The 13,384-nt window shown below is 68.9% G+C and carries 12 protein-coding genes and 1 pseudogene; 7 read left to right on the top strand and 6 right to left on the bottom strand.

Features of this window, described 5'->3' with window-relative positions; all coding sequences use genetic code 11:
* Positions 1–136: 136 nt before the first annotated feature.
* The gene (locus ACZ5NH_RS29875) at positions 137–1,111 is read right to left on the bottom strand and encodes a GNAT family N-acetyltransferase (protein ID WP_468779543.1); all 975 of its coding nucleotides are present in this window, start codon (positions 1,109–1,111) and stop codon (positions 137–139) included.
* Between the two features lie 397 nt (positions 1,112–1,508).
* Between ACZ5NH_RS29875 and ACZ5NH_RS29870 the strand changes: the two genes are divergently transcribed.
* From ACZ5NH_RS29870 to ACZ5NH_RS29855, 4 genes are all read left to right on the top strand, one after another.
* On the top strand, positions 1,509–2,075 hold the full coding sequence (locus ACZ5NH_RS29870) for a DUF2243 domain-containing protein (RefSeq protein WP_468779541.1): 567 nt from the start codon (positions 1,509–1,511) through the stop codon (positions 2,073–2,075).
* Positions 2,075–2,908, top strand: a complete 834-nt coding sequence (locus ACZ5NH_RS29865) for a cytochrome c oxidase assembly protein (RefSeq protein WP_468779539.1) — start codon at positions 2,075–2,077, stop codon at positions 2,906–2,908. Before ACZ5NH_RS29870 ends, ACZ5NH_RS29865 begins: the two co-directional genes overlap by 1 nt.
* Before the next feature lie 206 nt (positions 2,909–3,114).
* Positions 3,115–3,396, top strand: coding sequence for a hypothetical protein (locus ACZ5NH_RS29860; protein WP_468779537.1), 282 nt, complete (start codon positions 3,115–3,117; stop codon positions 3,394–3,396).
* Between the two features lie 73 nt (positions 3,397–3,469).
* Positions 3,470–3,613 carry a hypothetical protein gene (locus ACZ5NH_RS29855; RefSeq protein ID WP_468779535.1) on the top strand — a complete coding sequence of 48 codons (144 nt, stop codon included), beginning with the start codon at positions 3,470–3,472 and terminating at the stop codon, positions 3,611–3,613.
* Positions 3,614–3,797: 184 nt separating this feature from the next.
* On the opposite strand, the gene ACZ5NH_RS29850 is transcribed toward ACZ5NH_RS29855, so the two are convergent.
* Positions 3,798–4,715 (bottom strand): aminoglycoside phosphotransferase family protein, encoded by a 918-nt coding sequence (locus ACZ5NH_RS29850; protein ID WP_468779533.1) that lies wholly within the window; start codon positions 4,713–4,715, stop codon positions 3,798–3,800.
* A gap of 446 nt (positions 4,716–5,161) precedes the next feature.
* Between ACZ5NH_RS29850 and ACZ5NH_RS29845 the strand changes: the two genes are divergently transcribed.
* Positions 5,162–6,472, top strand: a complete 1,311-nt coding sequence (locus ACZ5NH_RS29845) for an MFS transporter (RefSeq protein WP_468779741.1) — start codon at positions 5,162–5,164, stop codon at positions 6,470–6,472.
* Positions 6,473–7,148: 676 nt separating this feature from the next.
* Here ACZ5NH_RS29845 and ACZ5NH_RS29840 read toward each other — a convergent pair.
* The gene (locus ACZ5NH_RS29840; protein WP_468779531.1) at positions 7,149–7,925 is read right to left on the bottom strand and encodes an alpha/beta fold hydrolase; all 777 of its coding nucleotides are present in this window, start codon (positions 7,923–7,925) and stop codon (positions 7,149–7,151) included.
* A gap of 95 nt (positions 7,926–8,020) precedes the next feature.
* On the opposite strand from ACZ5NH_RS29840, the gene ACZ5NH_RS29835 reads away from it, so the two are divergent.
* Positions 8,021–8,866, top strand: a complete 846-nt coding sequence (locus ACZ5NH_RS29835) for a helix-turn-helix domain-containing protein (protein ID WP_468779739.1) — start codon at positions 8,021–8,023, stop codon at positions 8,864–8,866.
* 170 nt (positions 8,867–9,036) lie between these two features.
* On the opposite strand, the gene ACZ5NH_RS29830 is transcribed toward ACZ5NH_RS29835, so the two are convergent.
* The 3 genes and pseudogenes from ACZ5NH_RS29830 to ACZ5NH_RS29820 all read right to left on the bottom strand — a co-directional run.
* Positions 9,037–9,903 carry an alpha/beta fold hydrolase gene (locus ACZ5NH_RS29830; protein WP_468779529.1) on the bottom strand — a complete coding sequence of 289 codons (867 nt, stop codon included), beginning with the start codon at positions 9,901–9,903 and terminating at the stop codon, positions 9,037–9,039.
* Between the two features lie 189 nt (positions 9,904–10,092).
* On the bottom strand, positions 10,093–10,467 hold the full coding sequence (locus ACZ5NH_RS29825; protein WP_468779527.1) for a hypothetical protein: 375 nt from the start codon (positions 10,465–10,467) through the stop codon (positions 10,093–10,095).
* Between the two features lie 65 nt (positions 10,468–10,532).
* Positions 10,533–11,487 (bottom strand): annotated as a pseudogene (locus ACZ5NH_RS29820) (transposase); the annotation flags it as partial.
* A gap of 775 nt (positions 11,488–12,262) precedes the next feature.
* Here ACZ5NH_RS29820 and ACZ5NH_RS29815 point away from each other — a divergent pair.
* Positions 12,263–13,381 carry a pentapeptide repeat-containing protein gene (locus ACZ5NH_RS29815; protein ID WP_468779525.1) on the top strand — a complete coding sequence of 373 codons (1,119 nt, stop codon included), beginning with the start codon at positions 12,263–12,265 and terminating at the stop codon, positions 13,379–13,381.
* Positions 13,382–13,384: the final 3 nt, after the last annotated feature.

The raw sequence follows: 13,384 nt of genomic DNA, 5'->3' as shown, positions 1-13,384 counted from the left end.
GCCACACCGTACCGCCGCCCGGACCGACGGATCACAGGACCACGCGTTTACCTCGGAGTTGCAGGTCCGGACCCCCCTACGCGCAGGCACGGTCCGCCGGATCACGGGCGGCATGCCGTGCCGTGGTGAGCCCGCGTCAGGCCGCCGAGGAAGGAAGACCGGAGGACGGAAGGCTGGAGGAAGGAAGGCTGGAGGAAGGAAGGCTGGAGGAAGGAAGGCTGATGGAACGGCTCTCCTCCATGACCTGGTAGCCCGCGCTGGTGTAGAGGTTCATGGCCACCTCGTTGCCGCCCCACACGGTGAACATCAGCGCCGTGTCGCCGGCTTCCAGCGTCGCCAGTTCTCCGGCCGCCATCGCGGCCCGCCCGTACCCTTTGCCGCGGTGCTGCTCCTGGATGTGCAGCGAGTAGCCGTAGGTGACCCCGGGGAGGTACCGGTGCTTCAGCCAACCGGTGCCGATCTGCTCGCCCGCCGCCTCCAGCACCAGGAACGAGTTGTCGGGCGTCGCCAGGCCCTGGGGGATGAGGTCGGCGAAGTCGCGGTCGGACTTGCGTACCGCCTCCTCGGGGCTCAGGGTTCCCGAGCGGACGATGTCGCCGACGTAGGCGGCCTTCTCCGAGGCGAGCCACTGGGGATATTCGGCCTCTGTCATGGGCCGTGCGGTGACGCCCGCGAGTGGTTTCGGCGGGGAATCGATGCGGCGCGTCCTGAGCTGGCCGCGGACGCCGTAACCGTGGAACAACTCACCGGCGGGCTCGGTGAGCCGTATGTTCAGCCGGCGGGCGCCGCGCTCGGCGCACCATCGCTCGGCCCAGTCACGGGCGGCCTGCTCGTGTCCCCGGCCGGTGTGGGGTGCGTCGACGTGGAGGTCGCCGATACGGCCCGCGAGGGCGCCGTGGTTGTCGGTCACGACCACGGCGACGTGTCCCACTCGCGTCCCGGCGTCCGTGATCTCGGCGACGGTCCAGTCGCCGGTGTCGGCACGTACATCCTTGAGGATGCGCTCCGCGGCGGCCGTACTCAGTCCCGCGGCCGTGTATGAGGCGAGCAGCCGGCGCTCGAAGGCCTCCTGCCACTGCGTGCTGTCATCAAGGATGCTGAATTCTGTCACCTGATCACACTAGCCATGTTGTCATGGACGGAACGGGTGTTTTTCGCGTGGGGCAGGCGACTGTTGCGGACATGGACGGCTCGACGGAGCCCAGCATGCAGTCGAGGACGTCGGTGTCATGGCCCCGACCCGGCGCCGGACACTCGAACCCGCTGAGACGCCCGCATTCACGAAATGCGTGTTGGGTGAACAGGTCTGGTTCGGCGTCGGCGTACGTCCATGGACACGATGCGGAGAGGTACCGCCGACCTCGGTGTTCTCCGTGGCGTGGCGGTGTACCGCTTGGTATGGGCGATATGGCTGAAGTTGTGCGGACAAGTTGATTCAGGCGAGCCGGACGGGAACCGTGTCGGGAAGGTCTGACTCACACTGTCTACGGGACGGACGACAACAGGTGATGGCCACGACGGCGGACAAGGCGGGCGCGCTTCCGGCGGCGTCGAACAGTCTGCGGCTTCCGGGGATTGTCCTCGGGGTCGGCCTCGGCGGATTCGTCGACGGCATTCTGCTGCACCAGCTCCTTCAGTGGCACCACATGCTCACCAGCACCAACCACGACCACATCGGAGTGAAGTACTACGACCCCCACACGGTGTCCGGGCTGGAGATGAACACCGTGTGGGACGGCATCTTCCACGCCGTGTGCTGGATCGCCGTACTGGTGGGCCTGGCCATCCTGTACGCGCGGGTCACGCACGACCGGCGAGCGGTGTGGACCTCGCGGGTTCTGTGGGGCTGGATCCTGGCCGGCTGGGGCTGGTTCAACCTGGTGGAGGGCATCCTGGACCACCAGATCCTCGGCATCCACCACGTCCATGGCGGTCCTCACCAGGCTTGGTGGGACGCCGGTTTCCTCATCCTGGGCGGCCTGTTCGTGATCGCCGGGTATCTGGTACAGCGAAGTGGCCGGCCCTTCGACTCCGACGCATCCCGTGACGGCGAGCCGGCCGGAGGCCGCGCCTGATGGGCCCGATGCACCAGCAGGGGGAGGGCGGCGGCGCGCTGCCGGGAGCGGTACTGACGGGGTTGCTCCTGTTCGTCGCTGCCGTCTGCTACCTGCTCGCCGCACGGCGGGCCAGGTGCCGCAACGCTGTACAGGGCTGGAGCGGCTGGCGGTCGGCGTCCTTCCTCACCGGGCTGGCGCTGCTCGCCGTCGCGCTGCTGCCGCCGCTGGCACCCGCCGCGCACTCCGACTTCCGCGGGCACATGGCCCAGCACATGCTCATCGGCATGTACGCGCCCCTGGCTCTCGTGCTGGCCGCGCCGATCACACTCCTCCTGCGCGCGCTGCCCCACGACCACGCCCGCAGAGTGGCCGTACTCCTGCACAGCCCACCGGCCCGCCTCCTGGCGCATCCCGCGGCGGCACTCACCCTCAGTACCGGAACCTTGGGAGTGCTGTACTTCACGCCCCTCTACAACGCCGTCATGGCCCACCCCGCAGGCCATTGGCTCCTGCACGCCCACTTCCTCGCGTCGGGCTGCCTGTTCGCCTACGCGATCGCCGGTCCCGACCCCGCGCCCAGCAGGCCCGGGGTGCGGAGCCGACTGGTGTACCTGGGCATCGCCATCGCCGCGCACGCCCTGATCGCACAGGCCATGTACGGCGGCTTCTTCCTCGACGTCCACGCCCCCATCGACCAGGTCCAGCAAGGCGCGGAGATCATGTACTACGGCGGGGACATCGCCGAACTCCTGCTGGCCGGCGCCCTGGTGGCAAGCTGGCGTCCCGAGCGCCGTAGCTCGACGACCAGTTGGCGCGGCCGGTCGGGCATCGGCGCGCCGACCCCGCACTGATCGGCGGGTTTCCAGCACCGGGGCGCTCCGCGAGCGGTGGCGCCACGATGTCCGCCGGGAAGCCGGCGAGCGTGAACAGTGCGCGCAGCGGGGCGGGGACGTCCGGCGGGCCTGCGGACGCCGGTGGACGTCACGGGCGGGGTGGGCTGCACCGGGGGAGCGGGGGGCGATCCGTGCCTGGCCCTCTTCCAGGTCCACCGCGGCAAATGCCAGGTCGCGCGGGCCGGGACGACGTGTTCGGCCTGCAGCTGCCCGGCGTCGAGGACTGGGCGCGTGAACGTCCCGAACTGGTCGCCGCGCCGTTGGAGGTGCTCGCCCGGCTGCACCGGTCGTATCCGCAGTGCCAGTCGCGGATGACCTCGTGGCTCGATGAGCATGTGCTGTCCGTGGTCGGCGCATGTACGTCCGGCCGTCGAACTCGCGGTGAAGCGGATCACGCGGGAGTGCCTGCCCGCGATGCCGACGGCCGCGCGGATTCCGGGGTGTGAGCGTCTGTGCAGGAACGCCGCCAACGCCCGAGCGCACCAGCCCGACACGAAGCGGACCGGGTTCCTGGACGCCGTGGCGACCGCATGGGCGGAACTCGACCTCGACCGCTGCCCGTTCCCCCGCAGCGTCGCCGAGCAACTGCGCAAGCACGACGGCCGAGCAGAGTTCGTCGTCGGCATCGACCTCATCGTCAACGGAATCACCGCTCGCCAGTAGGCGACCGGCCGACCGGACCTGCCTCGTCCCAGCTCGGTCTTCGCCTCAGTGTCGGTGAGGGCTTGGTTTCCCGGGCCTCGTCGGCCCACCGGCTCGGCCGCCGCAACCCGGTGATCTGATCGATGACAGCCGCGGCGTTCTCCTTGCTTGTCCTCGGCTTCTTGCCGTTCCGCCAGAGGCCAGATCACTGATCGACCGTTGCGGTGAGGCGCCGGAGTGCGGCGTCGGCGGGTGGGCCCCAGGTGGGCTTGCCTCCGGGGCGGCCGTGGACGCCGGCGTGTCCGATGTGGATGCAGGCGAGGGCTTTCAGCACGGCCCAGCCGCGGGCGCGGCGCAGTGTCGCGGCGTCCGGGCTTGGCCGGTAGGCGTCGTGGAAGCGGTCGATGGCGCCGTCCGGCAGCAGGATCCAAGCGGCGGCGAGGTCGCAGGCCGGGTCGCCGGCGCAGAGGTCGCCGAAGTCGATCACTCCGGAGAAAGTGCCGTTCGTGGTCAGGATGTTCGCTGGATGCAGGTCGCCGTGGAGCCAGAGACGTGGGCCTGCCCAGTCCGGCGCGGCGGCGGCGTCTTCCCAGACCGCGCGGACGGCGTCCGGGTCGCGGATCAGTCCCAGTTCCGTGGCCGAGGCGAGCCCTTGGGCGAAGGGTTCGGCGGTGTCGGCCAGCGGGCCACCGCGGTCCCGGCCCGCGGGCGCCCCGTCGGGGGCGGGGCGGTGGAGGGCGGTCAGGAAGGCGGCCAGGGTTTCGGCCGCCTCCGTGCCGCGCGTAGCGGGGGCGCGGTCGGCGGGCTCGCCCGGTACCCAGGTGGTGACGAGCCAGGGCCGCGGAAAACGCTCGGAGGGCTCACCAAGATGCTGCGGGACGGGGATCGGGAGAGGAAGGTGCGAGGCGAGGAGGGGCAGCCAGGCGTGCTCCTTGCGCAGCAGCGCGTCCGCGGACTGCGTCGCCCACGGCAACCGGACGGCGAGGTCGTCGCCGAGCCGCCACACTTGATTGTCCCAGCCGAGCGCTCCGAGCTTCAGGGGGCGATCCGCCAGGTCGGGGTACTCCTCGCGCAGCAGATTCCGGATCAGGTCCTCGGTGATGTCCATCTCGGTGGCTGTCATGTGGAGCAACGGTAGTCGGCAGCGGCGCTGGCTGGATGCCCGACGGATGTGTGTCAAGTCGAGGCGTTACAAAGCCCTGAAGCTGTACTTCACGGCTGAGCGTTTGCATGCAGTCTCGATCGGCGCGGAGAGCCGGGAACCGTTCTCTGCCGAGGGAAGCCTGGGCGATTTTCTGAGACGGGACCGCTGTGCACGGAACGGAGTACTTGCGCCGTCTTTCATGTCTGGCCGCCCAAGGTTAGTGTTCGGGTTCGGCGAGTGATCCACGAGGAGCTGAGACATGGTCGGTTTCCCGAGCGCGCGTTGACGTTGTAGGCCGTGATCGGCCTGTCATCGCGTGCTGCCCTTGATGTTGCGGCACAGCGAGCCTTCCCCTGCCCCAACCATCGGTGTGCCTGTTGCGCGCCAGGTGCCGGGCCTCGTCGTCGGCAATCCAAGGGATCCCCGTGCCGTCCGCATCCTCCGCAGTATCTGATTCCAGTCGAGCTGTCCCTTCAAGTCTGTGGCGGGACGAAGACTTCCGCCGACTCTGGGTGGGGCAGACGGCCTCCCAACTCGGCGAACAGACAAGCCTGTTGGTGTTGCCGCTGTTCGCCGTCCTGGCACTCGACGCCGGTGCCGGCCAGTTGGGCGTGCTCCGAGCGGTGGGGCAGGCACCGATCCTGTTGTTCTCGCTCATCGTCGGCGCGTGGGTCGACAGATGGCGAACCCGTACGGTGATGGTGCTGGCGGACGTCAGCCGAACCATGGCCCTGGGTGTCGCTGCCGTGGCCGGCCTCCTCGGCTGGCTCGGCCTGCCTGCGCTGCTCGTGCTCACCTTCGTTGTCGGGGCCCTGTCCGTGTTCTTCGACGTGGCATACCAGGCGTGTCTCGTCCGGCTGGTGAGACGCGATCAGTTGGTGCGGGGTAACCGTGCGCTCGAGGGCAGCCGGTCCGCGGCGCAGATCGGCGGTCCCGCGCTCGGCGGTGCCTTGGTGTCACTGCTGTCTGCGCCGATCGCTGCCGCCTCCAGCGCGCTGTTCTTCGCGCTGTCGTTCCTGTCGATCCGACGCATCCGTCGGATCGAGTCGATCCCGGAGCGCTCGGAACGTCCCCCTCGGGTATGGCGGCGGATCCATGAGGGACTCCGTTTCGTCGTCAGCGACACCTCGCTGCGGACCGTGTGCCTGGCCTCGGCCGCCTTCCAGTTCTCCTTCGCGGCCATGATGACCGTCTATCTGCTCTTCCTGCCGCGGGAACTGCACTTGTCGGGCACCGCGGTCGGGCTGTCGCTCGCGGCGACGGGTCCGGGCGCGCTTGTGGGCTCGGTGCTGGCCGCCCGTCTGCCGGGCCGGTTCGGTCATGGTGCGGTGCTCGTGTCCGCGGCGGCACTGGGCGACGGCGCGTTCTTGTGTGTGCCCGCGCTGCACGGCTCTTCTGCGGTGACGGCTCCCGTGCTCCTTGCGGTCAGCTTCGTGTTCGGTACTGGCGGCCAGTTGGTGAACGTCACGGTCATGGCCGTCCGGCAGGCCGTCACTCCGGACAGGCTGCAGGGCCGCACGGCCGCGACGATCACATTTGTCGGCATGGGGCTGACCCCACTCGGCTCGCTGTTCGGCGGCTTCCTCGCGCAGGAGTGGGGGTTGCGCACCAGCCTCCTGGCGACGGCCGCGGGCATGATGTTGTCCCCGGTGCTGATGGCCCTGTCCCCGCTCGCCCGCCTGAGACGGGCGCTTCCGACCCTCGCAGAAGATGCCGCCGACCCACGGACTCCCTGATGGCCACGAGACCGTCCGCGTGGGTATCCCGGAAACTCGGGTGCCTGGTGTGGAGCGCCACAAGGAGCCACCGGCCGAGGAGTGGATCTTGGTCCTCGACGGGCGGAGAACCCGCCGGGCGACCCTGTCGGCGCTGGGGCCGACCGGCAAGGACCAGGACGCGTTCGTCCGGATCGGTGCCGAGAAGCATCGGCACCACGGGTGGGTCAACCCGGGACGCGAGCTTCAGCGCCGCCACTTCGCGGGTATACCTCTCGGCCGCCTCTGGAGCGTCGAGGAGCTGCTTGACCACCACGGGTGTGCCGGACAGTTCGGCCCGCCATACGCGAGATCGCGGGCCGCTTCCCAGCCGGCGAGCCCGACGAGGTGAGCCCAGCTCGGACCGCAGCTCGTCCCCGAATGGCAGTCGTGACCACATGGACTCATGCTCGCACGCACGCTTGCGCGCGAACTGCCTTTACGCCACGGCATTGCTCCGCCTGTCCGCGTGGCCTCTAAGCATCGCCCTTACGCGCCGTGCAGTAAGGGCCACTGAGCCCCAGGCCGCTGAGACCTTCCATGTCCTGCACTTGCGCTGAAGGCTTCACCGTCCAGACCGGCCAGCACCTCGAGGTCGCGCTCGCCGCGGGCCATGGCCTGAAGCATGTCCAGGGCGGAAGCACCGGCGATGTCGTGGTCAGGCTGCTGGTGCGAAGGCCGTGATGGCCTCGACAAGGTCGGCCGGGGCTTCCAGCGGGATCAGGTGACCGGTGTGCGGGACCACCACGAAGTCGGCCTGGGAGAGGTAGGGCACCAGGTTGTCGCGGAGCACGTCGACGGGTTCGACCTGATCGTTCTCTCCGGCGACGACGAGGGCGGGAACGCTGACCATGCGCGTGTGCTCGGTGATGTCCTGCGCGATGCCGCGCAGCGGCCACTCGGTGCGGGCGGCGTCGGTGACGGTCCGCGAATCGGTCACGATCTGCGCCTTGACCGATGCGGGCAGCTCGGTGGCGGTGAGGATGTGGTCCCGTACCCCGGTTACGGAATCGGCGGAGTCGTAAGCGTGCGACAGGGCTTCCTGGTACTCGGGGGTGATCTGTGCGGCGGGCTTCGCCGGGCCGGAGCCGACGAGGACGATGCCACGCAGGCCGGCGGGCCGGGTGGCCGCGACCAGCTGTGCGACCTTGCCCCCCATCGAATGCCCCACCAGGACGTAGTCGGTGACCCCCGCGTCGGCGAGCACGGCGAGCGTGTCGTCGGCGAGCTGACCGAGCGTGTAGGGGCCGGGCAGAGCGCTCGACCGGCTCCACCCGCGGAAGTCGACCGTGAGCACGTCACGGCCCGCGAGGCGGTCGACGAGGAGGTCCCAGGTACGGGCGGAACCACCCCAGTAGTGCAGGAACACCAGGGTCGGTCCGGTCCCCGGCCGGTGGTCGTAAACGGGCAGAAGCGTCTGCTGCGTCATGCTCATGGTGGCTCTTCTTCCAATCAGTGTTCTGAGCGTTGTCCTGTGAGTTCATTGAAACTTCTGTACCCGGACGGGACATCGGCGTGACTGGTCGCCCGATGGTGAAAACTGGACACGTGACCGTGATTCGCCAGATGACCTACCAGCCCGCAGGGCGCCGCGCCGCCGCGGTCGAGACCATGACGTTCGACCGCCTTCGCGAGCTGACCGACGGCGGCACCCAGCGCGCCGACTTCCACGTCCTCGCCGTCATCGACGCCGGACACGGCTCGGTCACGGTGGACTTCCTCCACCATCCGCTCACAGAGCGGTCCGCGGTGTGGATTCCACCCGGAGCAGTGCATCGGTGGGACGACATCGGCGATGTGGCGGGGCAACTCGTACTGTTCGTGCCGACTGCGCCGGTCACCCACGCCACCCGGCAGCTCGTCGCCTCCCCGGACCTTGCCGCGCACTGGAGCATCCCCGACGCCGACTGGCTGTTCGTCGACACCGCGCGCAACCATCTCCTCCTCGAAGCATCTGCACCACTCGAGGACTTCTCCACGGAGCTGCCCGAAATCCTGCTTTCCGCGCTCATCGCCCGGCTGCGGCCCCCGCACGCCGAAGCACGGTTCACACGCCCGGTGTTTCGGTTGTTCCGCTCCAGCGTCGAGACGCACTTCCGTAACCATCACGACGCCAGCTACTACGCCCGTGCGCTGGGATACGCGCCCCGCACCCTCTCACGAGCGGTGCAGCAGGCCACAGGCCGCACCGCGAAGGCATACATCGTCGACCGGATCATCCTGGAAGCCAAACGGCTCCTCGCGCACGACCGCCTCACCGCAGCCCGCTGCGCCGCCACGCTCGGCTTCCCCGACGCATCCAACTTCTCGGTGTTCTTCTACAAGGCGACAGGCATGCGCCCGGGCGCATGGAAGGCGACGGTAACGGTCGAGTGAGGCGGTGCACTCAGGAAAGGCACTCACATCCACAATCACGGAGTGCCACAGCCCATGATCGCCGGAACTCCGTACTCGCCTCGGCGCCACCGCGCCTATCTGTGCCACCTTAGTAGGGTCGGGACTGGCGCGGTGGCCTGCGAAGGCTCCGTTTCCGACCTCGACCCTACTTATCCCAGCACCCGCCCGAGGAAGCCGCGCAGGTAACCCGCGACGACGTCCAGGTGGCTCTCCAGAAGGAAGTGACCGCCGTTGACCAGGTGCACCTCCGCGTCCTTGGCGTCGCGGGCGAAGGCCCGCGCGCCCGCCGGGCCGAAGATTTCGTCGTTGCGGCCCCACACGGCGAGCACCGGGACCTCGCTGGTGCGCAGGAATTCGTGCAGCAGCGGGTAGAGCGGGCGGTTGTTCTGGTAGTCGCGGAACAGCGCCAACTGGACCTCGTCGTTGCCCTCGCGGGAGACGAGGGCGAAGTCGTGCTCCCAGGTGTCCGGGCTGACCAGGCTCGGGTCGGGCACGCCGTGCACGTACTGCCAGCGGATGGCGTCGACACTCAGCGCGGCGCGGACGGCGGGTTCGGTGTCGGGGCCGGGGCTCGCCCCGTAGGCCCAGACGTCGGTCCAGAACGACTCGACGAAACCGTCCTCGTAGCCGTTGCCGTTCTGGGTGACGAGGGCGGAGATCCGTTCGGGGTGCTGGAGCGCGAGGCGCCATCCGATGGGCGCGCCGTAGTCCTGGACGTAGAGGGCGTAGCGGTCCAGGCCCAGTTGGCCGAGCAGTCCGGAGGTGAGTTCGGCGAGGGCTTCGAAGGTGTAGGTGAACTCCCCTACAAGGGGGGCGTCGGAGTGGCCGAAGCCGAGGTGGTCCGGCGCGATGACGTGGTAGTCGTCGGCCAGCAGCGGAATGAGCTCGCGGAACATGAACGAGCTGGTCGGGTAGCCGTGCAGCAGGACGATCGCGGGGGCTTCGGCGGGGCCGGCTTCGCGGTAGAAGATCTCATGGCCGTCGACAGTGGCGGTCCGGTAGTGCACCGAGCTCATTTCTAACCCCTTCGAATGTTTGATCCGGCTAGGTCCTCGTCATGCAAGCACGGAGTGGTATCACCGACCTGCCCGCCGCGCTGCGGAACCTGCCGCCACTCGTACACGTCGAGGTCTGACCGGCACGACGCAGAGGACGCCGGCGATCAAGTCACCGCTGGCGTCCTCTACGTTCAGCACCGATCACGGCTACAGCGGCTCCGCGGTGGCCAGCGCGTCGCGAAGGCGGGCAGGAAGCTCGGGGTGGTCGCGCCAGACGACGCAGGTGTTCAGCATGCTCCGCCAGATTGAGCGGGCCGCCTCGGGGTCAGCTGCCGGGCCGTCGAGGACCTCCACGAGCAGGCGGGCGTAGTAGTTGATGGCCTTGCCCAGGGTCTCCGGAACACTCAGGATCAGTTCCGCTTCGGCGGTGAGAGGTTCTTCGGCCAGTTCGGGCATGCGCTGCTTGAGCTTGTCGGCAGTCTGTTGCACCTGGTCCGTGGCGAACCCGGCGAGGGCGCACAGCTGCTCGGCGGTGGGCAGGGCGGTGACGGTTGCGGTCGTGGCCCTGGAGAGCGCGGGCACGGAACCCGGCAGATCAGCCGGACAAACGAAGCAAAGCTACTGGCGGGTTACTTGTCACCAGGTTCGCCGCTCGTTAACGGCACCCCGTCCACCAGGCCCGTCAGCTCGGCGACCTGGGCACCGTCGCGCAGGGAGCCGTCCTGTTCGAGGGCGGGGTGCCAGACCCGCTCGGGCAGGTGGCGTATGGCTTGGCGGACGGGTTCGGTGATGCACCATCCGACGGAGAAGGAGGCGTGTATCCCGCGTGAGCGCAGGGCGCGGATGTGGGCCAGGAACGTCTTGGCGGATTCGGCGCTGTCGGTGCGGATGAGGAGGTCGGTGCCGTGGCGGTGGTCGTCGGGGAGCTGGGCGAGCGCGGCATTCAGGACGGTGATGTGGTCGGCGGCGGTGTTGGCCGCGGCGTTGCCGGGCCGCAGCACACCGGCCAGGGCCTCGCCGGTGTTGTCCAGGAAGCACAGCAGCGGGTGGTAGCCGAAGCCGTGCTTGTAGGTGGGCGCGGCGTGCTCCTTCTCGGAGTGCCAGGTGACGAGGGTGGCGTCGATGTCCAGGACCAGACCAGGCAGTTCACGTCCACCGGCGTGGGAGGCGGGGATGCCGTCCCGTGTTTCGCCGGCCTGCAGCCAAGCGGTCTCGCGGGCGGTGGCACGGGCCGTGCGCAGGGCTTCGAGGGCGGCGGGGCCGATGTCGGCCAGCAGCCGCCAGGCGGTGGGCGTCGAAGCGACCGGACCGAACACATCGCTCCGGTCGCGCAGCAGTGCCAGGTCGGCGATCGCCTCGCCGCCGTCGGCAAGCATCACTGCCAGATCGATCGCGATCCGGCCCGGATCGTGGCCGGTGCCGCGCGGACGCAGCCGACGGAGGGCGTTGCTGAAGACATGGGTCAGTCCGGTGGCTCGGCGAGATCGGCCAGCAGGCGGGATCCAGCATGGCTGACACCCCGCGCCCGTCGGTGGAGACGACGAGCCGGGGACGTGACCCGGTAGTGTGAACGTAGAAAGTGCCTTCCTGCTGAAACGACAGAAGCCTTAGACAAGCCCTATCGTCCCAGTTCAGAAGGCATTTTCGCGTTGCCGCTCATGATCCGGACAGAGCCCCGAGTAAAACGCGCAGGCTACTGCCGCAGGAGTACGACGAGCACGGTGCGCGCAGCTTCGTCCGGCGGCGCGGAACGGCCGTCGCACCCGCAGCGCCTCTACGCCGCGCTGCGCCTGGAGCCGGCCAGGCCCCCTGCCGGCCGCCCCGCCCGACGCCGCCCGGGGATTGGTGCCCGCCCAACACCGCCTCGCAGCCCCCCACCGACTGTCACCCGGACCAGGGATACCGCCGCCGGCGACTCACCTTCACCTCACCCGAATCGGTCCGCGACGGTCCACGGGCCCCGCTCGACTCGTGTCTCCTCACCGACGACGAGTACACCGCGGGCAGCGACCGCTGGGGCCAGACTTCCGCATGTCCCATACGACTTGGTCGCTCCAGCGATCTGAAGGGGAAGGGTCATCACCGACCCTGGGAAGATCCGGAGCCGTCGCGTGCCCCACGTGACGCGTCGGCAGTGCCGCGGCGCGGGAGGCACCCGTGTGGTGCGGGAGTGATCGCGGGTCGTCCGTGTGCATCGACGCCAGCAGATTGACCCAGCCTCGCGTGCCCACCTCCTGCTGGAGAGTGCCCCTCGTGCCGGAGGGCACATTGCCAGTGCTCCGACCGGGAAGGTTCGCCGGGTTCGGCCTTGTTCTAGGATCCTCTGGCTATGGGGGGATCTTTTCGTGACCGGTGGCGCCTGACTCGTGCCGTTGCTGTGGCGCTGGCCGCGCTGGCCGTGATCGTGTCACTGGGCGTCGTGCTCCTGGTTCTTCCGGGGCTGATAGTCGACCACGACCTCGCAGGTGGCCACCTCGCTGCAGCGGACCGGTTGAACGCGGTGAACAACGAGCGCACCACGCTTCTGCAGACGGTCGGCGGTGCGGTCGTCCTGTTCGGCGCCTATGCCACATGGCGGCAGCTGCGCGTCAGCCAAGACGGGCTGAACGCAACCCGAGAGGGGAACATCACCGATCGCTTCAGCCGGGCCGTGGATCAGCTCGGCAGTGACAAGCTGGACGTGCGGATCGGAGGCATCTACGCACTGTGGCGGATTGCGGATCACTCCGACCGCGACCGCGAGGCGGTCGTCTCCATCATGGCGGCGTATCTGCGGACACACCTTCCCTGGCCGCCGCAGGAATCCGCGGTTCCGGCGGCGGACGTGTCCATTAACGCGGTGCCCCCGTTGGAGACCCGCGCCGCGGACGCTCAGACGGCGCTGACCTGCCTCGGGGTCCTGTACCAGGAACGCCGTCCGGAGTGGCTCAACGTCAGTTTGACCGACCTGCGCCGAGCCGACTGTGACGGATTGTGGCTGCACGGAGTCAACTTCGACGGCGCATGCCTGGAAGCGGCGAGCGTCTACCAGGTCAACCTGAGCAAGGCGTCACTGATCGCCGCCAACCTGCGGCATGCCGAACTCGGCACTTCGCTTCTCCATCAGGTCCGCTGTCTGCAAGCCGATCTGCGCGGCGCACGCCTGGTCAAAGCCGACTTGAGGTCAGCGGACTTCTCCCGTGCGGACCTGCGGGAGGCGAACCTTCGCAAGGCCCGCGCCCAGGGTGCCGTGTTCGCCGGTGCGGACCTGAGGTTGACCGACCTCCGGGGCTGCGACCTCACCGACACTGACCTGCGAGAGGCGAGGCTGGAAGGCGCACTGGCGAGCGACCTTACGATCTGGCCGACCGGCTTCGACGCTCAAGCAGCCGGCGTCGTTGTCACGGCGGACCCTGGCATCGAACCGGACAATCTGCTTCCGGCTGCCGCGCTCACGAGGCGAGTCCCGCTCCTGCAGTCGGAGCCGATGCATGGTCCGTCAGCGTCGGCGAATTGAGCA

It is taken from the genome of Streptomyces sp. NPDC031426 (genome assembly GCF_055581585.1).
This window is presented reverse-complemented; position numbering and strand designations above follow the sequence as displayed.